This window comes from Enterococcus sp. AZ141 (assembly GCF_051714385.1).
Lineage (GTDB): Bacteria > Bacillota > Bacilli > Lactobacillales > Enterococcaceae > Enterococcus_D > Enterococcus_D entomosocium.
In genome coordinates this window covers 2,406,170-2,432,112 of sequence record NZ_JBIORT010000001.1, presented here as the reverse complement: position 1 = coordinate 2,432,112, position 25,943 = coordinate 2,406,170, and the positions used below count along the sequence as shown (strand labels likewise).

Below are 25,943 nucleotides of genomic sequence, written 5' to 3'. Positions count from 1 at the left end.
CTTTCCTTTGATTACTCCAACAGTTCTTGTCCCGTTTCAAAGCTTGATAGATAATACAGCTTGATAACGACACTTGCCGAAAACGCATCTGCTCCTGACGTATTGCTTCCTTGCCGATATTCGACTGATTCCACTTTTAAAAAGCGATTCAGGTTTTCCATCCGATCAATAAAACGCACGATTCCTTCATTCGTCTCACTCAGGAGGTCAAAGCCGATCCTTGTGACCCGAAATTGCGTAGCCAAAGGATTGTCACCAGTCTGATCTGCCAGTTGTTCTGGTGTAGGGTAAAGCATCTCCTCATTAAAGGTCGATTGCAAAATCGTGATCGGCAATTCCGTTTCAAGGGCAGCGAGATCGGTAAAATAAGACTCGATCGCCATGCCATTGGGAATGATCGGCACCTCATTGACCGTCTCTGATGAAAGAAGGTCTGGTTCCCCTTGCAGGTAGACCAGCTGTTCTTGAATGTCGCGGATCTCAGCTTCGATCCCAGCTAATTCCTGAGCCAATTCGATCCCTTCGGCACGTTTGGGGTTCAGCAAAAATAGCCAGAAAATGAGTACGGAGGTAGCAAGAACTAATGCAATCACCGCGGAGATGATGATGTGTTTTTTGGAGAAAAAGACTCTAGTCATCCGCTTCCACCTCGCTTTCCTCTTCGCTCTCTTCACTGATCACTTGTGGTGCAGCGATTCGTGAGAGGTAGACAGTGATGCGCCCATCTTGCGGCGTTGAACTATGAGAAAAAGATTGATAAGTCACATGATGTACCCAATCGATTGCTTCAAAAGCCGATTTAAGGCGAATCAGACTTTCATAAACATCCCCTTGGACTGCCATGCTCACCAAAGGAAACAATGGTGTACCGTCTTGGGCTGTTTCGGACATTGTCCCCTCGCCATTTAGCAGCAAATTATACGAATTGATGGTCACATCGATTCCTGATGCCACTTCCTCAAAGGTTTCCATAATAGGCGCTGTGAAATATTTCTCTTGCTTTTGCAAGGCAATGAATTCTTGCAGGTCTTGAGATTTTGACGCTAGCATCTCTTCTAACTGGCGCTGGAAAACGATGCGCTCTGTTTGACTAGACATGATATTGCTTTGATTATTGGTCACCAGCCTTTGATAATACCAAAAGCCTAACCCACAAACCCCAACGACTACTAACGAAAGGAGAAGCGAAACCGAAAGAATGACTTCAAACGCCCGATTACGGATAAATTTATTAGGCAATAGATTGATGTTCATGGTTACACCTCTTTCGTCGCTAATCCCGCAGCCAAGATATAGCGGTCGGGAATTTTTTTCTTGCTGGTTTCACTTACTTTTGCGGAAATCGTTTTGACCGGCAAAGAAGACAACTCATGAAATATTTCTTGGACTTCTTTCCGCAGCATTGGATGACCGCCGACTAAGTAGATTTTTTTCAATTCACAATCAGGCGAGATTTCCTGATAATAGTAAGCAATCACCGAATTCAAGGTTTCTGCTAACCCTTCCAGTGCTTGGATCTCCGCACTTTCCCTAAAGTTCACTTGCACAGATTGGGCTTTTTCAATATATTTCCAGTTGGCTTGATTATAATCTTCATACTGCACGTAAGTCGGCACCAATTCTTCAAAAAAGGTGATATTAGCGATGCCAGCATCTAACTCGACCAGCACAAAATTTTCACTCCAGTTGATCTGTCGCTGAAACATACGACTATACGCCAGAAAACTGCAATCGACGCCCATCAGCTGATGGCCGCCTTTTTTCAATGTGTCGCCGAGTTGAATCAAAATCGGCTCTGATGTGACCACGACTGGCACATTGCCATTGATGGTAAACCGATTCCGCTGGATGACCACAGCTTGCGGTTCTGCTTTCTCTTCCTTCTTGCTGGCTTTTTTCTTTTGTGCTTTTGGTGCTTTTTCCTTGTTACCTTTACCAAGGATCAGTAGATCAAAAATCGGGTTTTCAAAAGGCAAAGAGATGGACTCCCCCAATTCAAAATACAAGTACTCGCGAATCTCTTTTTCCGAGTTCATCTTACCGATTGGGATCTGTTTGATCAGCAGACGAGAATTTAGTGCCGTGATCACCACACTCATCGTGCGTAATCCCAAGCGTTTGGCAATCTCATTGAAGGCGGCTTCAAGACTATCAGGATTGCGCAGCTTATCATCTTTAAAAATCGTACCATTCACAACCAGCTCGCCGTATTTGAGACGGTCACCTTTTTTGGTACAGTAACGGATGCAGTTTTTTTGGATGTCGATCCCTACTAAGCGGGGAATTGTTTTTTTGCCAAACATACGAGGACCTGCTTTCTTCTTGTTGGTTTTATATGAAGGAACCAACGTTATTTCTATGTACAACGCTTGCTTAGCTAATCAAGCAAACGTCAAGGTCAGCAACCCAATTCAAAGGAACCAGCCGCTGCCAAGATAAACCATGCCGGTAGCAATGGCGATAAAGGGACCAAAAGCAATGTAGCGGCTTTTGACTTTGCCCCGTAGCATTTGGATCACGTAAAAGATCACTGCCAAGCAAGAAGCGACAAATAAAACGGTCAAGACTTGCACTGGGCCGATATACACGCCTAAGACGGCAAATAATTTGATATCGCCGCCACCCATGCCTTTTTTACTGAGCTCCGCTAAGAGATACAATGGCAAGAAGCCAGCAAAGAAGCCGACGAGCCAATACCACCAAAATTCATTTTGCGGTTGGATCAACCGTAAACCGATCCCTCCGGCGAAAAAAGGGGCTAACACTTTATTGGGGATCAGCTGATAGAAGATGTCGCTGGCAGAAATAATGGCTAATAAGGCTAATAAACACCAAGCGGCAATCACTTCAGCAGTGCCCCAAAACAGCAAGGTCGTACCCGTAAATAGCATGCCGATCAACACTTCATAAAGAAAAGCAATCAGCGGGATCTTTTTTTGACACTTACGGCACTTGCCTTTTAAAATAAGGTATGATAAAACTGGAATGAGGTCCCTTGCACCCAATGTCTGTTGGCAGTCATCACAGTGCGAGCGAGTCAGCAGGGATTCCTTTTTGGGAACCCGCCAACCAACCACTAGGAAAAAAGAACCTAGACACATTCCTATGATGAAAAGATAACCAATGATTAGGCCCATTGGGATCTGTTGCAAAATTTCGTTCATAAAAAACTCCTTTTTTCCTGGGGGTTGAGTTGCCGTACACCTTAGGTCAGGTTAGTGACTTAAGGTCGTGTAAATAGATCATCTCGTGTTAAAGCATTGATTTGACTCTGACTATAACCAGCATTTGCTGCTCCCACAGGATCATTGGTTACTTGCCCTGCTCTCAAAACATCACCTGGAACAAACATTGTAAGTTCACCATCTGCTGAAACATAGAATTGGACTGTGCCTGGAGCATTTGCTGACACTGATGTCCACGCATTTGCACTCAACAAGCCGTCTTCAATCACATCTGCCAAATCAAAATTTGCTGCTCCTGCTGTTCCATTGTTTAATGTACGATTCGTTGATTGGTACAATATTGCTGCTGAAAATGCTTGTTGTACATCTGCAACAGCTGCATCTTCCCGTGAATTTTGAATTACGTTACCGATCGCAATAACCCCGATCCCAGCGATGATCGCTAAGATAACGACTACTGCCAGCAACTCGACCAAGGAGAGGCCGCGCTCGTCTTTCAATAATTTATTCAATCGATTGTCCGTTGTTTCTTCTGCTAAAATTGCATCAATCATAGTGTGTTTACTCCTCCTGTTTCTTCCATATATATTAAACAAGCCGTCTAGGTGGCTTGATAATACCAAAATCATTACCCTTGGATCGCACCGAATAAATCGAACATCGGGATCATGATCGCCGCAACGATCAAGCCAACGATCACACAGATTATCAAGATGACAATCGGTTCCATGATCGTCTTCAGTCGTTTACTGGTTTCATCAACTTCTTTTTGATAGATGATACTCAATCGTTTCAGCATGTCCTCTAGGGAACCAGTACTTTCGCCAATCTCGACCATCTGGGTCACTAACATCGGGACCATCATGTTGCCGCGAAAGACATCGCTCATCTTGCCACCTTCTTCAATTTGAAAGGCACAATTATCGATGATTCGCTTGATGTATTTATTGGAAACGACATCCCGACTCATATTCAAGGCGGTCACCATACCGACGGAGCTGCTGAGCAGTGTCGACATGGTTGTCATAAATAATGAAAAACTATTTTTGGTGATCATATCGCCAATCAGCGGAATACGTAATAGAAAACTTTGAAAAGCAAAATCAAAGGTTGGATTGCGTCGCGCGATCCACAGTCCGACGAAAAATCCGACGATCAAGACGGCTAAAACCCACCCTCTGGTTTGAAGGAACTCGCTGATCGCCATTGTTGCGACGGTGATCGTCGGCAGATCGGCATCAAATCCTTCAAATACTTCCACGAACATCGGTACGATCATCACCAATAAAATGATCCCTACGATAAAGGTTAAAATCACTAAAATAATCGGATAGACCATCGCGGTAACAATCCCGCTACGGTTTTCGGCGCTTTTTTCATAGTAATCCGCCATATCCTTTAAATTTCCTTCTAGTGATCCAGACATCTCCGAAACAGCGATAACACTGGTCAAAAGTGTCGGAAAGGCATTGGGATGATCTTTATAGGCTTCTGAGAGCGGGCGTCCGCTATCAATCTCATCCCGAACTTCACCAAGAATTTTCTTAAAATTCGGGTTTTTTTGTTGCTCTTCCAGCATTCGTGAAGCATCAACGATCGTGATCCCCGAAGCGATCAATGTCGAAAACTGGCGCAAATACCCTACCAGCAGTTTTAACGAAACTTTTGTAAAGAGTTGAATCTCTTTATTCGCCAAGGTTTCTGGCTGTTCGATCAAACTGTTGACTTTGATATGCTTTTGGCGCAGCTTTTGGCGGGCTTCAACGGAGGAATTGGCACGTAAGCTGCCAGAAAACGTTTCGCCTCGGACATTGGTGCCTTGATAGGCAAAGAGTGCCATCGGCTATTCGCCCCCTTCCTCCATCAAGTTATCTGCCACATCGGCATCGACCCGTTCCGCAGCAACGAGTTCTTCTAAAGAAGCGCTCATGGTATGCATACCTTCGTTTTTCCCCATCTGCAGCATATTATGAATCTGGTGGGTTTTCCCTTGACGGATCAAACTGGCGATCCCTCGGGTATTGAGCATCATTTCGGTTGCTGCTACCCGTCCGTTGCCATCGATCGTTGGCAGCAAGCGCTGGGACAAGATCCCTAGTAATGCGCCAGCAAGCTGTGTACGAATCTGAGTCTGCTGATCGGCAGGAAAGACATCGACGATCCGTTCAATGGTCGCCGGTGCACTTGACGTATGCAAGGTTCCTAATACCAAGTGTCCCGTTTCCGCTGCCGTCAAGGCAATCGAGATTGTTTCAAAATCTCGTAGCTCCCCTACTAAGATGACGTCTGGATCTTGACGCAGGGCAGCTCGTAAGCCATTGCCAAAGGACAGGGTGTCGCTGCCGACTTCGCGCTGGGCAACGATGCTTTTTTTGTGGTTATGGATGTACTCAATCGGGTCTTCCAACGTCAAAATATGCGTCTTTTTGGTATCATTCAAATAGTCCAGCATCGCAGCCAGTGTCGTTGATTTTCCAGAACCGGTCGGCCCTGTAACTAAGAACAAGCCTTGGCTTTTATGGATCAGGGTCCGTAAGACGGTTGGCATACCGAGTTTGCTTAACTTCGGGATCTCGATGGGGATCTGCCGTAAGGCGATCGAAACGGTATCTTTTTGGCGGAAAATATTGACCCGAAAGCGGCAGATGTCGCCTAATTCGTAGGCCAAGTCGGTTTCGCCTTTTTCCTTGAATTCCTCCCATTGCCGTTGGTTGCAAAGGATTTCGGCAATGGCTTCGATATCCTTGGTGTCGATGGTCGGAACCCCCTCGATCGGTAGCAAGTCGCCGTGGCGACGAAAAATCGGCGGTACGCCTTCGACTAAATGGATATCCGATGCTTTTTGTTCCACAGCGATCATCAGCCAATGATCGATCCGCTCTTTAGGTGACATGGCAGCAAACTGCGCCGCTTCGTTGCGATTGACGCCTTGTGCACTGCTGGCAGTCGTCGTTTTTGTCGCTGCTTGCCGTTCTGCTTTTTGAATGATCTCCCGCGTCGAGACAGATCGGTCTTGATCGCTCTGGCGATTGCGGGCACGTTTTTTTTCTCTCAGTTCACGATTTTCACGGATGCGGGTACGGGTCGGAGCTGTTTTTTCTCTCGTCGCCCTTTTGGTTGCTCGCTCTTGTGTTGCCACTCTCGTTTGATCCATTAAACCAGCCCCTTTCTATGTGCATTTCCTTTTAAAACAATGTATGTAGTTCTTCGGTGATCCCTAGATCACCGATAAATCAATCCGTGCCTCACTCTTCTGCGGCGACCACCTTCAAGACTTCTTCGATGGTGGAAAAGCCTTGTTGCACTTTGTCTAACCCATCATCCAACAAAAAGCGCATCTTTCGTTCCTGAACATAATCCATCAGCTGGTCGTTAGTCGCTTTGTTCGTGATCATACGACGCAGCTTGGCATCGATCGTCAACAGCTCTTGGACGGCCATTCGCCCTTTGAATCCCGTATTGCCACACTTTGGACAGCCCACAGGCTGTGCCAGTTCCGTAACCGTGATGCCATAGGATTCAAATAACTGCTTGTCCTTGTCGCTGGCTGGTCCTACTGTCTTACAAGAAGAACAAAGGGTTCGGACGAGCCGTTGAGCTAAGATGCCTTCTAACGCATTGGCGACCAGAAACGGTTCTACCCCCATGTCGACTAAGCGATTGATGGTGCTGACGGAATCATTGGTATGCAGGGTGGATAATACCAAGTGCCCGGTCATGGAAGCCCGAATCGCAATCTCCGCCGTTTCGCCATCTCGAATCTCTCCCACCATCACGACATTGGGGTCTTGTCGCAAGATCGACCGTAACCCAGCGGAAAAGGTCAAACCGACATTGCTGTTGACTGCCACTTGGTTGATACCTTGCAGCTGAAACTCTACTGGGTCTTCGACGGTGATAATATTGATCTCCGGCGTGTTCAACTCTTGCAGCGCCGCATACAAGGAAGATGATTTCCCTGATCCTGTCGGTCCTGTGACAAGAATGATTCCATGGGGTTTATGCAAAATCGCTTTAAAGGTCGCCAATACCTTCGGTTCAAAGCGAAACTCATCTAGGCGCCGAATGCCACTGGAGCGATCCAACACCCGAATCACGACTTTCTCCCCATGAATGACAGGCAAAACCGAGACCCGCAAATCAACCACGTTGCCCCCGTTACGAATCATTGCCCGACCATCTTGTGGCACACGTGTTTCGGTGATATCCAAGGAGGAAATGATTTTCAGTCGTGAAGTAACACCAGTCTGAATACTCTTAGGCAAGTTTTCATGGGTACGAAGCTCCCCATCGACCCGTAAGCGGACGACTAATCCTTTTTCTTGGGGATCGAAATGGATATCACTGGCGCCCCGATCCACCGCATCTTGCAGCAGGGTATTGACCAATTTGACAATCGGCGAATCATCTAATTTTGAGTCGCCTTCTGGGTCGATGGTTTCAACGAGAGAGTCGCTCAAGCCATCCAAACTGATCTCAGAAGGGTAATCGCGAACGATCAGTTGTTGGATATCGGCATTGTGGGCTTTTTGCGGACGAATCAATAACCCAGTGATCAAACGCATTTCATTGATCGCCGCATAATCCCCAGGGTTTGCCATCGCAACGGTCAAGCGGTTGCCTTTTTTTTCTAATGGAAAGACGCTGTGCTGTTTGGCAAACGAGCGGGGGATCAAGGACAAAACCTCTGAGCTGATCTCTAAGTCAAACAGGTTGCCTGTTTGTGTTTTCTCAGCAGTGGTTGAACTTGTGGTGTTCTCTGACTTTTTGAGAGGCCTTCTAGGTTTTCTACGTGGCGTTCTTTCACTTGATTGCGGCAACTGGCGCCCTCCTTTCAATAATCGAGTTTGTTGATATAGTCAAACATTCGTGTAACGGTTAAATATGCTTCATCATCAGACCACATGTTTCGATCCAAAAAACTTCTGAGGATCGTTACCTCCCCCGATTGCGCCTGACTTTCAAAGTCGCGGACGCGATAATTGACGCCTAATTGTTGCAGTTGATTTTCTAGTTCCACCTGGTCATCCATATAGTAAGGTACGAGAACGACCGTTCCTTCAAGACGACGGTTATGAGCCCCTGTTGCTAAAAAAGTCGGGTCAAATAATGCCAAATCTGGCAGTATTTCCATGACAAAGGTCGACTCTCTATCCACAGCTAAATGAAAGGGTTCAACGCCTGTATGACCCAAGATCAGCTGGGCACCATTTTTTAAGGTGATTTGATTCCAATACGCTGGATCTTCATAATAAGAATCAAAAACCGCGGAACTGCCGGCTTCTGCTAATGCCAATCTACGAGCAGTTTTCGGCGCATCGATAAATGAAAGCCCGTGAACCTCCATTATGGTATTGCTGCCATCCAATGTGATTCTTGACGGGTCATGGGGCACTGTGAATTGATTTTGATTCTGAAAATACGAGAAATCATCGATCGTTCCACCACTAGGCATCATCGTATTCGTCAGCATAAAATCACCATAAACAGTAATCCTTCGTTCCGTATCTTCGGTACTATGCACGATCGAGCCTTCCGTGACTGGTCCCGCATAAAAATTGCTGCTCGTCAGAACCATCGACGGCTTCATAAACGTCAAACTACCATCTGCCGCAGGGTTCTGTTTCGTAGCTTCTCGATGATAAAAATTAAAATAATTGGTATTTAATTCGCCTAACCCAGTGCCCGCATCCGGTGAATTTACGGAAACATTCAGATGGCCTTCAGCAAAGAGAACCCCTTCTTGCTCAACTCTCGAAGCCGAACTATTGGTGTTGTTGATCCATACGTTTCCAGCAAGGATATCCGTATATGCTTGTGATAGGACCAAGCGACTGCCAGCTCGACTGCCCAAATCGATATACATTCCTAAACCGGCTTGCAAGAAGATGTCTTTGATCACGTTCAACCCGTTACTAGGCTGTCCGCCATCATTCTGGATCGTAAGCAGACTTTTTGCCGAAAATTGCCCGCTTCCCTGTCCTTCCATCTGGACCCCATGATTAAAGAAAAAGGAACCATCGAAATGCAGCCAATTAAGAATCGGCTTTGTTCGAAAATCTAAAAATCTGCCGTCTTGAAAATCTTGCAGGACATTGTTGGCAAACCCGAATTGCAAGAAGTCATCCGATTCAAAAGCGAGATAATCAAACGATGGACGTACGCGTTGAAAATCGGCGACTTCAAACAATTTTCGAACCCAAGTATCGGCGGATACAGCTTGCCCTGCTGTAGAAGGTAAGTAATAGGGATAAAAAATGTTTCGCCAAATATCCAGCTGTGTTTGTCTTTGTTCGAGGTCTTCTTCTTCAAGCTGCATTTCATAGATATATTCGGCAGAAGCTGTATGTACTCGCGGTTGCCCTTCAGCCAATTGCGTCTGATTCGTGACTTGCGATTGAATTTGAATAATGATTTGAAGATTGGTTTTATCTGGCAGCATCGAGGCGGATTGGATCCATCCTTGCTCCCCACCAGATTTGGTCATTACATAAGGGGCGATCTCATTATATTCATAGTCAACGACAGAGGAGGTAAAAGAAAATGTATCATCGATGGTCTCATTCACATCGACTTCGTCCAGCACAAATCTCAATTCGTTATCTAGATGGTCTTGCCAGTCATTATTATTAGAATAGAAGCCGCCATTCTGCATGGTTCGAGTGATGAAATCATCTATTCTCAGTTTTAGCTCCTGAGAAGCGAGTTGAAAGGAATATTCGTGTACATCTTCCACGCGACGGAAGCTATCTATCGTTCGAATTTGTGAATTGACATTTCGAGCAACAAGGAAGACCAAGCCAATCATCAAAGAGGAAAGAATGATCGCCGCGAGGGCATAAATCAGCGCAAAACCAGCTTCATTTTGTCTACCATCGTCCATTCCCGGGTACCCCCCCTCTTGCTTTCTCATTGTCACGATAATTGATCGTAAATTCTCGTTTATAGATAATCTGCTTGTGGTAATCAGTGACCAGCTCCTCCATCTGCCACCAGCCAGTCAAATCATCATAATAATCCGCAAAGTTGATCGTTTCCGTGTAAAATAAAACGAAAAACTTGGTCTGGATACTGAACGTATCGCGATAATTTGGCGTATAGTGATGGGTCAACGTCGCTTCATTCTCATTTTTTTGTTGAATGATCTTTAACTTAATCGTAGGATCTTTCGTATCATAGACTCTGGCACGAATATTGTTGGTATCTGTGATATCCGTCACAACCATTCGCGGACTGCCCTCTTCCGTAATCGTTGCCCCTAAGGTTCCTTCGGGCATTGTTTTGACAATATGTTCCTCGTGGAAAAGAAGACTATCATATTTTCCTAAATACCCCGCATGTTCATAGATACCATCAATTTTGGCGATTTGGTCTGCTTGCGCCAAGATTTCATTCGCTATCCCTTGAAAGGCAGCAATTCGACCTTGACGAACAGAGGCTTGGACGATCAAAAAGAGTGTCCCAGAAAAGAGTGCAATGATGATGCCGAATATGACCATCGCCCCTAACAATTCGACAAGCGTGATTCCTTGCTCATCCTGTAATCGATGCTTCATCTGCGCCCCTCCTTTGCAACTTCCGCAAGAACAGCCAGCCCTTTCAATAGTCTACTACCCAATGCAGATACGTTTCTGTCAAAAATGCGCCCGTTTGTTTATCGAAGACCTGAATAATAAGTCCGAGCCCGAGCTGACGACGGTCGTAACTGTCTTCTCGCAGTCCATGTCTGGGGTCTTCGCGAATGGAGACCTTGACCAAATAGTTGGTGGTTTCTTCATTCTCCGACAAGTACGTTCCCATATAGAGGCGATTTTCTTCCGAATTTACCAAGGGCTGCGGCAAATGAGCGCCAGAATGATCGTATACCACCTTGCGAATAAATCGGCCCCGATTGAGATCATCTACAGCAATCGGGATTTCTTCATACATCGGTTGCCCTTGAGCATTGTATTGAATCCCTGAATTATCGAGGACCAAATGGTGTCGGCGAACTTCTGAGGGATCATCTGGATCGACCATCATCCAAGAAGGTCTAGCCGTAAAGATCCCGATATTCAAATCCGCCAAGTCTTGAGTCTGTGCCCGGTAGATTAGCCATTCCTTGACATCATCTCGTGCTGCGATGGCCTCTTCCATTCGGGTATTGTAGCTAAGGATCAGGTTGTTTTGGATGATCAGCATGGCGATCATGACCATTGCGATCCCGAGAATGACGATCGCTCCAAGGATCTCAACCAGGCTGAACCCTGATTCATCAAGTACTTTATGTGCTTGTCTGCCGTTTTTCAGTTTCATCACCTGCTTTTTACCTAGCCCCCGATCAAGGAGAATCCTTTTCTTCTAGCTGGTTGATACTTGTATCTGGGTCAAGAAAAGATAATTTGCTAAGGGCAAACCCCCAGTGAATCAGTTTATTGAAATCAGGGTAGTCAGCTAATGGAATACTTTTTTTGGCTTTGCGTGTGATGCGGATTCGTTCCCTGATATAATGATACCTTTCTTCTTCAACCAGTCGCTGAATCTCGGCGATCCCTTTTTCAACATCAGGATCTTCGACATTCGCTTGCATATATTGTTGGTAGAAATAATCCAAATACTTCCCGTATTGAAGAAAATAACGGTATTCAATTTCTTCAATGACCATTTTCACGTGAATCTCTCCTTGACTTATTTTCTAGCAACTTATTGAAGTGAGTACAAATGCCGATAGATGATCGCAGTAGCACTCTCTGGGCGATCATTGTCTAACTGAAAGACCTCCTTTAATGATTGTCGATCAGAAGCTTGAATGACTTCGACTTTCGGTAAAAGTTCGTAGGCAAGATGGCTATCGTCTGCGACACTTGTATCGATCATCACTTGTTCGATCAGTGAACGGGTAACGCCATAACCGTCTTCACTTTGATAGGATCGGTCCAAAGGGAAACTATAATAAAACCAGCCATCATCGGGATTATAGATCCAAGTGTTGCGATCGATCTGACGGTAATCGCTCAAAGAGCCGAATTCGATCATGATGGCTTCTGAATCGATCTGGGCAGGACTTTCAGAGACAAAGCTGCTTAGCGTTTTCACCGTTTGGGTCGGATACAACCCAGCAGCATCGGGAAACGCACTGATCATCTCTGGCAATTGAAAGGCACTGCCTAACCCAGATTCTGTCGTCGTGTAATCAAATGACGACTGGTCAATCGTTCCCTGTTCTCCGAGATACGTGAATCCCGTAGGTTCTTCATTGGTGGAAAAGGGGCTGGCTAGCTGCGACTCCGCCCAGTTTCGAACAAAATAACGATACCCTTCAAGATAATAACTATAGGTCAAGTTGGCTGCTTCAAAGGTCCACTCAGCAACCGGATCAGCAGGATTGAGCAGCAGCAGTTCCCCACTCATTTTCTGCATGACCGGTTGTTGGTTTCGTCGAAAGGAATAGCTGAAGTGAGCTTCGACAAGAACCGGTTCTTGCCAGAGATCTGGCGGACCATCGATCAAGTCTGATGACGGTTGCTCCTCCATTTCGTCATTGCCCTCGGTGTGATCGTAGAAGTTCTCAGGATTATCCTGTCCTTCAGCGTCTAATTCCCCCAATAACTCCTGCATCTCTTCGCTATCGAAGGCATCCAAGGCAGGCGTGGGTGCCAACTCTTCGATCGTCTCATCGCTGATCCAAACCATCACTTGACCATCAAGAGCATTTCCAATGAGTTCTGGGATCTGCTGGGTCACGTTCTGATACCCTCTTGCTAAAATCTCGTTTTCATCAAAGCGAGACAGTACTGGTAATAAGTCTGGCGCATCACTCGCATCAGCCGCCTGCTCAAAGGCTGCTTCCTCACTGTCTGGCGCGATATAGCGCAGCACTTCTTCAAAGCTTGCTCGGACAAAGACTGGCACTTCACTAGCGTTCATTACCCGAACGGATCGTTGGATCGTCGTCCCTGTAAGGGTCATTCGTTCCTGCCATTCTTCCAAAATCTCGATTTTTTCGAACACTTCATTTTCATCCGCTAATCGACGAATATGAATAGACTGATTATTCTGCCAAATCAAGATGCTAAGCAACAAAAGAAAGAAAAGCAGACCCGCGATACTATTTCTTAACACTATTTTTTTTTGCACCCTTGTTTCCTCTTTTCTCAAGTAATGACGGCTCTCAAGTAAAGAGATAAATGCCTAATAGAATGAATAAGGCGATCAATGATACACAGAAGATGATGGATAATATCAAGTTTTGATCAATAAAACGAAACACATCTGCTACATGGTTGATACTCATTGAGACTTCTCCAACGAAACGGTCTGCTTCGATGGCTTCTTCCCCAAATGCCTGTCCATCACCAATGACGGATAAATGATAGCCCTGCTCTTCGTCAGCCTCGATCGATAGTACTCGGCGAGCAATATAGCCGGTTCCTGAGCCATTTGTAAAGACCGCGAGCCCGTTTGGCTGTACTTGAGTGAAGGCTTGTTCTCTTAAAATGATCAAATCTTGTGTGCGTAATGCGGAGCTGTCAAGATTCGCCATCCCATTATCTGATAAACGCACCACCCGATGATTAAAAACCGTCATTTCGTTTTGATCAGTCACATATAAGCCGATAAACGTAAATAGGACAGTCATGCTACAAACCAAGAAAATCAGATAGATGATTTTCAGTACGAGATTGCCAGATTTCTTTTTGGCTGTTGGTTTCTTCGTCGCGGCTTTGCCTTTTTGCGGGGGTCGTCGTTTCTGGGAAACTTCCGCTGGTTTTTTGCCTTGCTTGTGGGTCCCTTTTGATTTGGCATTAGGATGACTTGATTTTTTGATTTTCCCCTGCTCGTTGTGCTGACTTGGACGTGCTTGCTGCAGTGGACGCTTTTTCTTTTTGCGTGGTGCTTCACTGGTCGTACTGGCAGCTGCTCTTTCTTTTTGCTTGCTAGGATGCTGCTTTTCGGTCGGTAATTTGGGGCGATTCGCTGTACTAGCCGCTTTTTTTCGTTTCTTTTTCACAGGCGCCTGTCCTGTCGGTTCTTTTTGGGTCGGCTTTTTTGGTCGTTTCTTGCCACTAGAAGGGCTGGCTTGCTTTCCTTGCGCCTGAAACTTTTCGATTCGGGGATTTCTCGGTGTATCCTCTGATTGGTCTCGTTTTTTTTCACGTTTGGCAGGCTGTGGCGGACGTTTTTTTCTTCTAGGTGCTTGCGACTGATTACTCATTGGCATCTACCTCGCTGCCCGCTCGTTCCATCCCTCTTAATTGGTTTGCATAAGTATTGGCATTGGCATTTTCCTGCAAGCGATCCTTGACGGTCCGAATGGACGCTGGCAAATTCCCTGAGCCTCGACGATTTGCCGCGCTTCTTTGCAAGTCTTCAAACAACGAACGGGTCGTCTCCGCTTCTTCCTTGCGGGCTGCTTCGATTGCTTGTGCACGTGTGCGTTCAATCTCTTCCAAAATCTCTTCGGTCGGCTCATTATCATAAATGGTTAGATCATAGGCCTCGATCAACGCATTCAGCTTTTGGTCATAATGGATGTCCGTAGCATAGCGCCCGGTCAACCACGCAGTTGCTTCCCGATAAGTTGGGGCATTTTCTTTCCAAACGGGGGCATAAAAGCGCGGGTTGCCTGTGATGCCTCCTCTTAGTAAGCGAGCGTAATCTTCGATGGATTCACGGTAACTTGGGTATTTACGGAAATTGGAAGAGATCGTATACCACGCACCACTTCCATCATCTTCTTGCGTATTGAAGGTCACTTTTTGCCCACGAAAGCTGCCCTTGATGCCAAAGAGATTGTGGTTTGGCGGACTGGATAAGGCACTATTTCCTGAGCCAGTCTCCAAGATGGCTTGTGCGATCATCACTGAAGCATAAAGATCATTGTTATAGGCAACATCCTGCGCGTCAGAACCGATCTCATTGATGAATTGCTGTGTCGTTAGATTACGAGAAACCGAAAATTGAAAATTGCTTTCCCGCTCTTCTTCATCAATCGGCGATTCTGGTTCTTCAGTGATTGGATCGGGCTTTTTTTCTTTGTCCTGATTGGTTTGATTCCCATTTGATTGGTTGTTTCCGCTATTGTTGCTGCTGTTGGTATCGTTGGTTTCTTGCTCATTCGTTTCAGGTCCAGCAGGCTGATTCGGCTGTTGATCGCCTTCTGAAGGATCTGGCGTCGACGGAACGTTTTCGGCCTCTTGGTCTTCTGTTTCATCCGAGCCGCTCTCCATCTCTTCCTCGTCTGTCTGTCCCTCGTCTGCCGGTCGTTCCACATCATTTACGACTTGGACTTCCGTTCCTTTTTCGGCCTGCTCCGCTTCTTCTGGAAGGGTTTCTTTTGTTTGTTCTGGAGGAGTATCAAGTTGCTCCGTTATCCTGTCAGCTCCTTCGTAAGAGACCGGTCGGAGGGCATCCGTTATCGATTGCCCACGACTTTCTCGTTGTGCATCGATGGTTTCCATATAAGTAGATGGTTCTACACCTAAGATCGATCGAACCATGGCTTCAGAAATCGTTTGATTATTGATGATTCCGATAAATGCTCCGATCGCTAACAGACTTTTTACGTTTCTTCTGGGCTTTTTCATCTTCTTGATCCTCCTCCTTGGGGCTGTTCTTGCTGGTGCCTTTTTTTGGTCGTTCATGGTCTTTGCTTTCATTTTTCTCAAGCTGCAGAAGCAGCAATTGATAATGAAAGGCATTGTTCCGCAAATACATCGTAAAACCTAGCAAAAGAGCGAGTAAAAACAAGTGACTGATAGTGACATATTCTCGAAAGGCAGAGAGATAAAAATAGGCGGTCAGCTGCAAAAATACCGCTAATGGGATCAAAGAAGCAATAAAGTAGATGCGGTATAAGAATAAGAATCGTTGTTTTTGCTTTTGGGTTCTCATAGACTGCTCCTAACGTCTGTATTGCTTTCGATCAATGCTTTTTTTTCTAATAGATAGCTTTCGCTTTGGAGAAGATCAAAGTAAGCGGCTTTTCGTAAAAGATTGTCATAGTCCATCTTCATAATGCGTGCGTAAGGTTTTCTAAACCATGGTCGCTCATACAATTTGACCCGTGACTCAATCACGCTGCATTCATAAAAAACCAAACTGATATCTTTAGCAGATAGGTTGTTGTCGACCACTTGCTGCACTTGCCCTCTCTCATAGGTCAATTCTTTTTCGTTCAAGGTCATTTTTTCGATCTTTTGTACGAGATTGTCATTGATGCGCCAAACCTGTTCGAGGTATTTGGCTTTTTGAAAAAGATAGGTATATTCTCGTAAGCTGATTTTCAATTGCGTATGCCAGTTCTCGTCTTCTTCATCGGTCAAGCTGTTTAAATAGTGGATACTATTTTTGATCAAAGAGGCTTCTAAGTTTTCGATGTAGATTTCAAGCTTTTGATTGGCCAAGCGCAAGCGCTCTTTGCTTGCTCGTTCTCGTTTCGCCTCTTCCTCCAACGCTAATTCATTGGCGTTGACTTTGGACAATTGCTTGGCTTTTTTTGACTGTTTTTTTTTGCTGCTTTTTTTTCGAACTTTCTTTTTGAACTTTGGTGGCTCATCCGCACTGACCTTTTGGAACTCGAGCGTGTCTTCCAGTTCTTTTTTCATTGCATTGGTTTTGCCCTGACGTTTTTCTTCATGGACTTGCGCTTTCGGGCGACTCACAAACGTGACATTTTGTTCGTCGATCACGCTTTGTACGATTTTTACCAGTTGCTCTTTAAAGTCGTTCGCATCACTTACACCAGCGGGGGCTTGCTGCTGCAAGCTAGCATGCAACTGCATCGTAAAGGGAAACTCTTCTTCTGTGTATGCGATTGGTACAAACTCCAAAAACAAATTGCTTTTCTCATCGGACACATGATTGATGCCGATTTGCGTCCACACAAACTGAGGAAATTGCTGTTCCAAGGGAATGCGTAATTTTGAGTAATCGATTTTTTTCCGTAAGATCTCCATCTCGATATGATGGGTGAAGGCTTCGATGGAATAAAATTGCTCAAAGTAATGCGTCACTTGTTTGCGAATCGAGGATTTGAGCGGCCACTTTTTTTGATAGAGGTTGTCACAGGCAGTGATTACTGATGGAAGTGCCTCTTGTTTGTAAAATAATTCCTCAAGATTTGGACTCAAGGTTGGATAGATGGCAATTTTTAAAATATCATTCGTCACATTCGTCCCAATGACCAACATTCTCATAAGAAATCAAGTCGTAGTTGTTGCCTGTGATTTCTTATACAGCATATATGGTCCTAGTGGGTTTCCCTCCTTTGTCGTGTCGCTCTCGGAAATTATTTAGCAGACCTTTTCGTCTATTCCGACTCATAACCTTCTTTTTAGTCTGGCAGATTCAACACTTTGCTATGCTGGATCAACTGCTCAAACAACCCTTTCGATTCATGATGAAACGTCGTAAGTCGTTCTTGGTATTGCTTGATCTCTTGACGGATTTTCATCACTTCCATCGATGCTTCTGAAATGATCTTGTGGGCTTCATTTTCCGCCATCTGACGTCTTCTGTCGGCTTCCAGTTCTGCTTCAGCAGCGGTTTCCCGTGCTTTTTCTTTTGCTTCGATCAAAATCGTCGCCAGCTCGTCCTTCATTTGTTCGACCTTTGCCAGCTCACGTTCCAAGTCACGCTGTAAGACATTCTTATCTGCCAATTGTTCGACTCTTGAACGTTCGAGATCCCGATATTTCGCTTCCGCTTCTTGCAAGCGCAAGTTCAACTGTTGATTTTCATTTTCAAGCGAAGTGATCCGGCGCATGCTTTCGACTTCTTTTAATTTGTAGTTTTCGATTATCGCCGCTTTTTCTTCTAAATGAATCGCTTTTTCTTCAAAAGCCTGGACTTGCTTGCTTTTTTCTTCTAATTCTTTTAGCAGTTCATCTTCTCTTTGACGCAATTGTTCGAGCTCTTCTTCTACTTCGATCAATTCGTCTTCTTGACTCGTCAACTGCTCAATTTCTTGCTCATAATTGGTTTTGAGGGCTTCTTGTTGACGTTCTGCTTCTTTTAACTGCTGCTGTAACTCGTTGTAGCGCATTTGCAGCTGCTTGTTTTCATAAATGATACTTTCTTGTTGCGTCGCTTGCGAAGCCATCCGATTGATGGATTCTTGTTTGTTTTCCAATTGCTTGGTCAAATGTTCGACGGTCTTGGTCAGTTGTGAAACGGTATTTTCTAATGCCAGCAGCTCTTCTTGGGCATCATCGTCATACTCGTCTTCCTCGTATTCTTCATCCTCGTACTCATCGTCCTCGTACTCGTCGTCATCATATTCTTCATCATCGTACTCGTCTTCGTCGTACTCTTCTTCATCATATTCCTCGTCGTAGACATGAACGCCTTCGTAAGTTTCTTCATCTTTCTTTTTGCGAAATAATGCCATGTTACCCCTCCTGATTCCTCACTCATCGATGATTTGATTCGTTAACAATTTAGTGTGTCTACAAATTGGTCTGCTTGTTCGTCTGCTTTCGTGAAAAGTTGCACTTTCGCTGTTCTATCCGCGGTCGTTCTTTCAAACGAGCTGACGTTTCTGCTGTGACCTTTTGAGCAGTGATGTCCGTTTCCTTCTTGCCATCATTCGTTCAAAAAAAGAAAGCAAAAACCACCACACCCCTTGATTTCCACGACCTCCATTTATTTTGGAGGATAGAAATCAAGTCAGTGAATCGGCCTGTTTCTCAATAAAATAGCCATTAAACGAAAAGACGGCTTCCGTTCGCAGAACATCTGTTGTCTATTTGATAGTATCAAAGCAAAAACAGATTGAAAAATCAGATATTTCTTCACTTGATGAAATATCTGTCAGAGCAAGTCGTTTATCCACATGATATTGTTAAAAATTGAGCAAAATATCTTCGTGTTAAGGAAACGAATGGTCTTCTTTAAACGATCTTTATCTTAAATCAACAATCACGCCTTCTTAACCGCCGATCAATCCCCTCAAAAAAAATCAGCGACCTTATAAGCCAAGGTCGCTGATCGATTCTTTACCTATTATATAGTTTTACTGCTCAGTCATCTTTCATCTATTGGAAGCGATCCCTTTTCTCTCAGTTTGAAAGCCGGTTCCTGTCTACCGATCTGCAACTGTAAGTTTTTTTCCCTAATGGGCTGCTTTTCTATTGCCTTCAAAAAAAGAAAGAACCGTTTCTTGAAAATCCATTTTCTTTAAACGAACAACTTTTTATGCATGTATAAGGTCGCCATCCGATAATCATAATGGATCATCGAAAAGGCTAATAGTTCGCCATTTCTCAGATAGCTGTCGTCTCGTACGATCAGTGCGGGCATACCTTCTTCTAGATGAAAAAACGCTGCTTGTTCCTGTGATAACGGTTTGCTTTGAATGAACTTGTCGATGAAGGCGACTGTCAGTTGTTTTTCTTCTGCCAAAGCTTGGAACATTGACCCCTCCATCATTGTTTCGGAGATCTCCCCTACGATTTCAGGTATATAATAGGAACGCTCAATCAAATACGGTTTGTCATCTAGCGTGCGAAACCGTTGGACTTCGATAAAGTGCTGATCTTTCGCAAATTGTTTTTGACTTGGGAGAAACAACGCCTCTGATACTTTGACCAGTCGCTTTGAGGCTTTGACCGTTCGAATGTTTTTCTCGCCCCGTGTCAAGTCTTCATTGAAGCCAAGATCTCCTTGTTCAATGGTCGGTTTTTGGTTGTTATGAAAACGAATATACGAGCCGCGGCCTTGCATCTGGTAGATCCAGCCCATCTTGCTCAACTTATTGAGGGCTTGGCGTAACGTATAACGAGAAACTGGATAAATTGCCAAAAGCTCTCGTTCACTAGGCATCTTCCCCTGCTCATTTCCAATGTCACCGGCTTCGATCTTTCTGATCAATTCTGCTGCTAAGTCTTCAATACTGAGTTTCGTCATCTGCCTACTCCTTTCCTTGCGATTCTCTACTACTATTATCGTCTTTGGCGTAAAAAAAGCCAGCTATTTTTCATAGCCGGCTTATCAAAAAAACGGATAGATTATGCCTTCGTTGCGTTTGCTTGTTCGTCCTTATATAATTTGCCATCATACATTTTGATGAATGGGAACCAAATCAAGAAAGCAACGACTGCACAGATGATTGCTAAGACAAAGGCACGCCAGTCACCACCTGAACCAATAAAGCCGGATAAGCCAATTGGAGTTGGCCACGCTACTTGGGCAATCGGTGGGTTAACAAAGCCTAAGTTGATGCCAAAATAAGCAACGGACATTGAAACCATCGGTGCTAAGAAGAATGGGATCGCTGTGTACGGGTTGTATACCACTGGCATCCCGAACAAAATCGGTTCATTGATATTGAAGAAGGATGGCACGATCGCTGCTTTTCCTAAAGCACTTAACTGCGCTGATTTTGCAAAGAAGGCGATGAAAATCACCATTCCTAACGTCGCTCCTGAACCACCGATCGTTACGAAACTATTGTTAAACTCACCCGCGAAGGCAATGTTGGCACCATTTTGGTTTTCCACCATATTCGACAATACGATTGGCGTCAAGAACGAGGTCACGATCGTTGCCCCATGAATACCCACGATCCAGAGCGCATGCATGAAGAAGTAGATAACAAGTAGTCCGACCCAGGTACTGGTCAATTGCGTCACGAAACTAAAAGGAATCGCAATGACTTTGAAAATATCTGTGCCCATTGCGACTAATGCACCATTGATGACGATTACAGCTAATGAAGTCAGTGCCGTTGGGATCAATGCTGTAAAAGAGGAAGATACTCCTGTTGGCACTGTGTCAGGCATTTTGATGACAATATTGCGTTTCACGCAGAATGCGTAGATTTTTACGGCAATAATCGCCATGATGATCGCTGTAAAGATCCCAGTTGTTCCTAAACGAGTCACCCCGCCAGCCATTTCCCAACCATCGATGATTTTTTGGTCATCAGAAATGACATTAACTAATGTTGCCATACCGCCTTCAAAAACTAATTGTGGCAAGCACATAAAGAACGCCATCATTGAAAGCAACGCGCCATTGACTGGGCTAAGAACGATTTTTTCTTCTTGTGCTTGGATTTTGGTGTACTCGTAACCAAACACGACACAGAAGTAAAGTGCTAAAATCCCCATCGTTGCGGTATTACCTAACATGTAAAGATTTTGGATCTTATCGAATGACGCACTCCAAATGCCCTCTAATGCAGGGAAGCTTTGTGGCAAAACGCTGATGATCAAGAACATAGATCCTACAATAGTGAAAGGAATCGACGCCATCCCGGCTGCCATGACCCCACGAACGATCCGTAATTGTGAGATTTTCCCCATTGGACCCATTAAGTAGCGGTCCAAGAAGGCAAACATTTTGTTATTTTCTGAATCCATTGACTGTTCCTCCTTGAGTTTCAAATGTAGTCAAATACGTGAAATATTTGTCGCGGTCATGCTCGATCAACCACGCTTTACGCTGGATGAACAGGCACGCGATCATGCCGACAGTAAACAAGGCAAGTAAGATGCCTCTACCCGATTGATTCATAAAAGGAATCAATGTTGCTTGCTGTCCGATCAAAATAAATAGAATTGCAATCAGATTGACACCGAATTGGAGCCAATATCCGATTTTTGTCACCAGTAAACGATTCGATTGCTGCCAATATTTTTGAGTTTGTTCAATAAGTATAAGTCCATCAACGATCAATAAGGCAATGGGAATCAAACCAGCCCATGTCCATTGAGACAGACTCAATATGGTCCAATAAAGATTGACAAAGAAAAAGATCGCAGTCATATAACGAAAAAGTAAAAAACGATTAAACCGCATACTTTTGTTTGCATATTCTTTCTTGGCTGCTTGGGTTACCGGTTTCCTTTTGGTCACAAGTCCTCCTCCTTTCTTTTTGCTTTCGCTCAACAACTTGTTCGAACAAGTTATATTCTAGCAGAATTCTTGTTGAATGCAACCGATTTCTTTTTGAAAGTTTTCTCTGAAAATAACCTGCTTTTTCATTTGTTATTTCTGAAAAGTTAAGCTGATCTCAAAGAACCTTGCAGGATAATACTGGAATGTTCCTGATGTTTGGCTTTTGTTCGAGCAGAAAAAAAGTTGTTTTTAGCGTTACTTTTTGCAAAAAATGTTTGTTTCTGAAGGCTTTATCCCCCATGCAAGGCAACAGGTTTGTCAACTTACTAACTTTACAGTACACTCTAAGTAACAAAATAGTTGATTTCAAACATGCGTTATTTTTATTAATCGACATTGCCTGTACTCGTTCCTTAAAACGAAAGGAGATCTCCCAATGGATGTATTAGAAACTTACTTAACCAGCATTGAAGATCCAGTAAAACAAGAAAAACTGCGTGCCTTATTTGCCGCTATTACCAAGAAATTTCCTGACCTCGTTCCAGTCATTAAATGGAATCAGCCGATGTTCACCGCACATGAAACCTTTATTATCGGTTTCAGCGTTTCAAAACCGCACTTTTCTGTCTCTCCAGAAACCAAGTGTCTTGAACAGTTTATCGATGCCATTGAAAAAGCTGGCTACAGCCATACGGATAACATTTTTCGCATCAAGTGGACTGAGCCGATCGATCAAGCATTGATTGAAGACATGATCGCTTTCAACCTGAAAGACAAAGCGGAGATGACCCGCTTTTGGCGCTGAGCCAATTGAGACTTCGTAAAAGAATAGCAACCAAAAAATCCGCAGAAGCCTGTTCGCTTCTGCGGATTTTCTGACTATTATAAGCCCAATTCTGGTGCCGGATCAAAGAATCCTGACCATAAGCTTGTTGACATCCCTAAATGTAGATGGACGCCAGTTGAATTTCCAGTCGTTCCCATACCGCCTACATATTGTCTAGCTGAGACGCTTTGTCCGACCGAGACAGCTGGCAGTGTACTAAAGTGCATGTAGTAGCTGTAAATGCCATTGGCATGTTTGATGATCACATAGTTACCAGTTGACGGACCATAGCCCGCTTCGACAACTTCGCCTGCTTGAATCGCATAGATCGGTGTTCCTGTCCCCCCGGTAAAGTCGATGCCATTATGTTGATTTCCTGATGCCCCTGTTGGATCTGTTCGATACCCAAAACGACTCGAAATATGAACCGAATCGACTGGCATTTGCCATCCACCTGTGCTTGCTTGTTCTTTTGGCTCAGTTGCTTGCTGCACAGGTGCAGGAGTAGCTGCAGGTTTTTCTGACGACACCGATGTTTCTGACGACACTGCGGCTTCCGTCTTCGGCTGTGCTGCTGCCACTGCTGCTTGTTGAACGGCAGGATTTTCAGCAGTTTTAGCTGACTCGGCTTCTGCTGCTTGCTGGCGTTTTGCTGCTTCTTCTGCTTCTTTGCGCGCTTTTGCTTCTTGTGCTTCTTGCTCAGCCAGTTGCTTCAACGCTGCTTCTCGTTGCCGTTTTGCTTCTGCTTGGTCCGCTTCCAATCGGTCTTTTTTCTCTTCTTCGGTGTTCAATGCCAAGGCAAGGTCCGCTAGTTCAACTTCTTGATTCAATTTGACATCAGCTAATTCCGCTTGTTTTCCTTGCAATGCGTTTGACTGCTCTTCGATCACAACCAATTGTTCCTGCAACTCTTTTTCCAATTGCTGGCTCGTTGCGATATCTTCTTGCTGTTGTTCGACGATGCTATTGCTGGCATTCATGATCGTTACTGAAGCGATCGCCCGTTGAATGGCTTCTCCGATGGATTCAGCATCAACGATTTTTTGGAACAACCGATTGGAAGGTTCCGACGTTTGAATGTCACGCGCTTGATTCGCCAGTACCTCTGTGCGCTTGATGATTTTTTCTTCAAGGACTTGGATCTCTTGTGCCAAGGCATTGACTTCTTCTTCCGTCGTCGTTTTCTTTTGTAGGATTGCTTGGATTTCTCCTTCAATCGATTGAATCTCTGCCTCTGTGGAGCGTTTCAGTGATTCTAATGAGGTAGATTCATTTTTTATGTCATTGATTTTTTCATTTTGCTGCTGGATCTTCTGATCAAAGCTGTCTGCGGATACCGTCACGACAGGCAGCGTCAGCAAAACAAGTGAACTTGCAACCAAAAGTGTCTTTTTCATTTTTTCTCCTTAACTAGATGTGTCTTATCGCTTTCTCTAGCATACCGAAAGATTTCATTCTTGGGGTTGTTTTCACACAAATAACATCTGGCTGCAAGAAATTGACATCTAGCTGAAACAAAATTGTTAGAATATTTCAACGAAAAAGATTGCTTTTCTTCGTCATTTAACCTTCGTTACTTATCAAGCGGTTCGTCTCCTGACCGATTGCCTACAAAAGTGCCGCTATTTGCAGCAATCAGTACTGGACCTATGCTATACTGAATAAAAACGGAGGTTCTCATGATACAACAAGTGACCCAATTTACTGATTCTGAATTAGAAACCATCGCCCAGATTTGGCTGCAAAGTAATTTGGATGCCCATGACTTTATTTCGGCTGCCCATTGGCAAGATAACTATGATTTTGTGAAAAAAGCCTTCTCTGATGCCCTTATTTACACCTATTCGGTGGATGATCAGCCCGTCGGCTTCATCGGGATGTTGGGTGATTATATCGCTGGTATTTTCGTTTTGAAAGACTATCGTGCCCACGGCATTGGCAAGCAGCTTTTACAAAAAGCACAAGCAGAACACGAGAAGCTGACTCTGAATGTCTACCAAAAAAATACAGCTGCTATTGCGTTTTATCTCAAAAACGGCTTTACCATCGTTTCTGAACAACTGGATTCTGATACCAATGAAATCGAAAACACCATGGAGTGGCATCGTTGATGCTGCTCTTTTTCCTATTTTTTTCTACCCGTTAGTTAACGAACCCTTTGGAAACTGTTTAATAAAAAAAGTATAACTGATCAAACAACATATTTCCCAGCAATACATATAGGACAAATATACAAAATTTGAATGAGCAACATGATTGATTATTTTCCCCTTCGTGCAGTCCCATCTTCCCTTGGATTGGCACTGTCAAATGGTATAAAGCAGTGGATACTATGGTCATTGATGCAATGAAAGTAAACAGCCTCCTCCTAAATTTTAGGAGGAGGCTGTTTAGGATTGAATCGAACTTATACAGAAGATTCTGCTGGATACTCCCGCAAGCGATACCCGACGCCGATTTCAGTGATCAAATATTCTGGCTGCAGCGTATTGGTTTCGATTTTTTTGCGAATGTTTGAGATATTGACTCGTAAGGTTTGTGCATCCGCTGCAAAAGGTCCCCAGACTTCACTGGTCAGCGTATCGTAAGTGACGACTTTGCCTAAATTCTTGAACATTACTGCCATGATACGGTATTCGTTTTTGGTCAAATGGATCTCATTTTGATTCTTGTACAGGATTTTCTTCTCAAAATCGATCGTTAACTCCTTGTTTACGAGAATCGGGCTGCTGCTAAAGGCAGCTGACTCCTTGTGCCGCAATGCCGTGCGGATACGGGCAAATAATTCATTGGTACTGAAGGGCTTTGTTACATAATCATCGGCACCGAGGTCTAACGCTTGCACTTTGTCTTGTTCATCCTTGCGGGCAGAGATCACGATGATCGGTGTGTTCATGCGCTTACGAATGATTTTTAACAGCTCCATGCCATCAATGTCCGGTAAGCCCAGATCCAGCAAGATGAAGTCAATAGTTTCTTCCTGCAAGAGCATCAATGCCTCCATGCCCGTACCAACTGACGTAAAGTTGTAGTGTTCTCTTTGCAAGACGACCTCCATAAAATCAACGATATTCGAATCATCTTCAATCAATAAAAAATGTCGCTGCATG

General features: G+C 44.4%; 25 protein-coding genes. 2 read left to right on the top strand and 23 right to left on the bottom strand.

All coding sequences use genetic code 11. From position 1 onward, the window contains the following. Positions 1-11: 11 nt before the first annotated feature. The 21 genes from IGI89_RS11185 to IGI89_RS11085 form a co-directional block, all read right to left on the bottom strand. Entirely contained in the window at positions 12-638 is a 627-nt protein-coding gene (locus tag IGI89_RS11185) for a hypothetical protein (protein WP_016613452.1), read from the bottom strand. Beyond that, positions 631-1,254, bottom strand: coding sequence for a hypothetical protein (locus IGI89_RS11180; RefSeq protein WP_086316319.1), 624 nt, complete (start codon positions 1,252-1,254; stop codon positions 631-633). Before IGI89_RS11180 ends, IGI89_RS11185 begins: the two co-directional genes overlap by 8 nt. Positions 1,255-1,256: 2 nt before the next feature. Beyond that, entirely contained in the window at positions 1,257-2,303 is a 1,047-nt protein-coding gene (gene pilM / locus IGI89_RS11175) for a type IV pilus biogenesis protein PilM (protein WP_086316320.1), read from the bottom strand. A gap of 108 nt (positions 2,304-2,411) precedes the next feature. Further along, positions 2,412-3,164, bottom strand: coding sequence for a prepilin peptidase (locus IGI89_RS11170; RefSeq protein ID WP_008378680.1), 753 nt, complete (start codon positions 3,162-3,164; stop codon positions 2,412-2,414). A 59-nt stretch (positions 3,165-3,223) separates the two neighbouring features. Beyond that, positions 3,224-3,739, bottom strand: coding sequence for a type II secretion system protein (locus IGI89_RS11165; protein WP_061054314.1), 516 nt, complete (start codon positions 3,737-3,739; stop codon positions 3,224-3,226). A gap of 74 nt (positions 3,740-3,813) precedes the next feature. After that, positions 3,814-5,025 carry a type II secretion system F family protein gene (locus IGI89_RS11160; RefSeq protein ID WP_015509433.1) on the bottom strand — a complete coding sequence of 404 codons (1,212 nt, stop codon included), beginning with the start codon at positions 5,023-5,025 and terminating at the stop codon, positions 3,814-3,816. Positions 5,026-5,028: 3 nt separating this feature from the next. Further along, positions 5,029-6,339 carry a type IV pilus twitching motility protein PilT gene (locus IGI89_RS11155; RefSeq protein ID WP_438735666.1) on the bottom strand — a complete coding sequence of 437 codons (1,311 nt, stop codon included), beginning with the start codon at positions 6,337-6,339 and terminating at the stop codon, positions 5,029-5,031. Positions 6,340-6,430: 91 nt separating this feature from the next. Next, complete coding sequence (locus IGI89_RS11150; RefSeq protein ID WP_223347100.1) at positions 6,431-8,005, bottom strand: GspE/PulE family protein; 1,575 nt, start codon at positions 8,003-8,005, stop codon at positions 6,431-6,433. Positions 8,006-8,019: 14 nt separating this feature from the next. Next, positions 8,020-10,068: a type II secretion system protein gene (locus IGI89_RS11145; RefSeq protein WP_438735665.1), complete on the bottom strand. Its 2,049-nt coding sequence runs from the start codon at positions 10,066-10,068 to the stop codon at positions 8,020-8,022. Beyond that, entirely contained in the window at positions 10,055-10,741 is a 687-nt protein-coding gene (locus IGI89_RS11140; protein WP_016613462.1) for a PulJ/GspJ family protein, read from the bottom strand. The genes IGI89_RS11145 and IGI89_RS11140 overlap by 14 nt, the downstream gene beginning before the upstream one ends. A gap of 43 nt (positions 10,742-10,784) precedes the next feature. Further along, positions 10,785-11,480 carry a type IV pilus modification PilV family protein gene (locus IGI89_RS11135; protein WP_005235106.1) on the bottom strand — a complete coding sequence of 232 codons (696 nt, stop codon included), beginning with the start codon at positions 11,478-11,480 and terminating at the stop codon, positions 10,785-10,787. 25 nt (positions 11,481-11,505) lie between these two features. Further along, the gene (locus IGI89_RS11130; RefSeq protein WP_005235105.1) at positions 11,506-11,829 is read right to left on the bottom strand and encodes a hypothetical protein; all 324 of its coding nucleotides are present in this window, start codon (positions 11,827-11,829) and stop codon (positions 11,506-11,508) included. Positions 11,830-11,867: 38 nt separating this feature from the next. After that, entirely contained in the window at positions 11,868-13,322 is a 1,455-nt protein-coding gene (locus tag IGI89_RS11125; protein WP_194188344.1) for a hypothetical protein, read from the bottom strand. A 13-nt stretch (positions 13,323-13,335) separates the two neighbouring features. Next, complete coding sequence (locus IGI89_RS11120; RefSeq protein WP_194188345.1) at positions 13,336-14,379, bottom strand: hypothetical protein; 1,044 nt, start codon at positions 14,377-14,379, stop codon at positions 13,336-13,338. Continuing rightward, complete coding sequence (locus IGI89_RS11115; protein WP_430618999.1) at positions 14,372-15,751, bottom strand: glucosaminidase domain-containing protein; 1,380 nt, start codon at positions 15,749-15,751, stop codon at positions 14,372-14,374. The genes IGI89_RS11120 and IGI89_RS11115 overlap by 8 nt, the downstream gene beginning before the upstream one ends. Then, entirely contained in the window at positions 15,684-16,058 is a 375-nt protein-coding gene (locus tag IGI89_RS11110; protein ID WP_438735663.1) for a hypothetical protein, read from the bottom strand. The genes IGI89_RS11115 and IGI89_RS11110 overlap by 68 nt, the downstream gene beginning before the upstream one ends. Next, entirely contained in the window at positions 16,055-17,362 is a 1,308-nt protein-coding gene (locus IGI89_RS11105) for a hypothetical protein (RefSeq protein ID WP_438735662.1), read from the bottom strand. Before IGI89_RS11105 ends, IGI89_RS11110 begins: the two co-directional genes overlap by 4 nt. 137 nt (positions 17,363-17,499) lie before the next feature. Further along, entirely contained in the window at positions 17,500-18,555 is a 1,056-nt protein-coding gene (locus IGI89_RS11100) for a DivIVA domain-containing protein (protein ID WP_438735661.1), read from the bottom strand. Positions 18,556-19,343: 788 nt separating this feature from the next. Continuing rightward, positions 19,344-20,072: a GntR family transcriptional regulator gene (locus IGI89_RS11095; RefSeq protein ID WP_008378710.1), complete on the bottom strand. Its 729-nt coding sequence runs from the start codon at positions 20,070-20,072 to the stop codon at positions 19,344-19,346. Positions 20,073-20,173: 101 nt separating this feature from the next. Continuing rightward, complete coding sequence (gene celB, locus IGI89_RS11090) at positions 20,174-21,529, bottom strand: PTS cellobiose transporter subunit IIC (protein WP_086316330.1); 1,356 nt, start codon at positions 21,527-21,529, stop codon at positions 20,174-20,176. Continuing rightward, positions 21,513-22,025 (bottom strand): hypothetical protein, encoded by a 513-nt coding sequence (locus tag IGI89_RS11085; protein ID WP_086316331.1) that lies wholly within the window; start codon positions 22,023-22,025, stop codon positions 21,513-21,515. The genes celB and IGI89_RS11085 overlap by 17 nt, the downstream gene beginning before the upstream one ends. A gap of 418 nt (positions 22,026-22,443) precedes the next feature. On the opposite strand from IGI89_RS11085, the gene IGI89_RS11080 reads away from it, so the two are divergent. Next, positions 22,444-22,812, top strand: coding sequence for an iron chaperone (locus IGI89_RS11080; RefSeq protein WP_005235074.1), 369 nt, complete (start codon positions 22,444-22,446; stop codon positions 22,810-22,812). A 77-nt stretch (positions 22,813-22,889) separates the two neighbouring features. On the opposite strand, the gene IGI89_RS11075 is transcribed toward IGI89_RS11080, so the two are convergent. Next, positions 22,890-24,230, bottom strand: coding sequence for a peptidoglycan DD-metalloendopeptidase family protein (locus tag IGI89_RS11075; RefSeq protein ID WP_400451115.1), 1,341 nt, complete (start codon positions 24,228-24,230; stop codon positions 22,890-22,892). Positions 24,231-24,512: 282 nt separating this feature from the next. Between IGI89_RS11075 and IGI89_RS11070 the strand changes: the two genes are divergently transcribed. Further along, a complete protein-coding gene (locus IGI89_RS11070; protein ID WP_016613476.1) occupies positions 24,513-24,944 on the top strand; it encodes a GNAT family N-acetyltransferase in 432 nt (143 codons plus the stop codon). A 296-nt stretch (positions 24,945-25,240) separates the two neighbouring features. Here IGI89_RS11070 and IGI89_RS11065 read toward each other — a convergent pair whose 3' ends face one another. Beyond that, the gene (locus IGI89_RS11065; RefSeq protein ID WP_016613477.1) at positions 25,241-25,942 is read right to left on the bottom strand and encodes a response regulator transcription factor; all 702 of its coding nucleotides are present in this window, start codon (positions 25,940-25,942) and stop codon (positions 25,241-25,243) included. Between the last annotated feature and the right edge of the window lies 1 nt (position 25,943).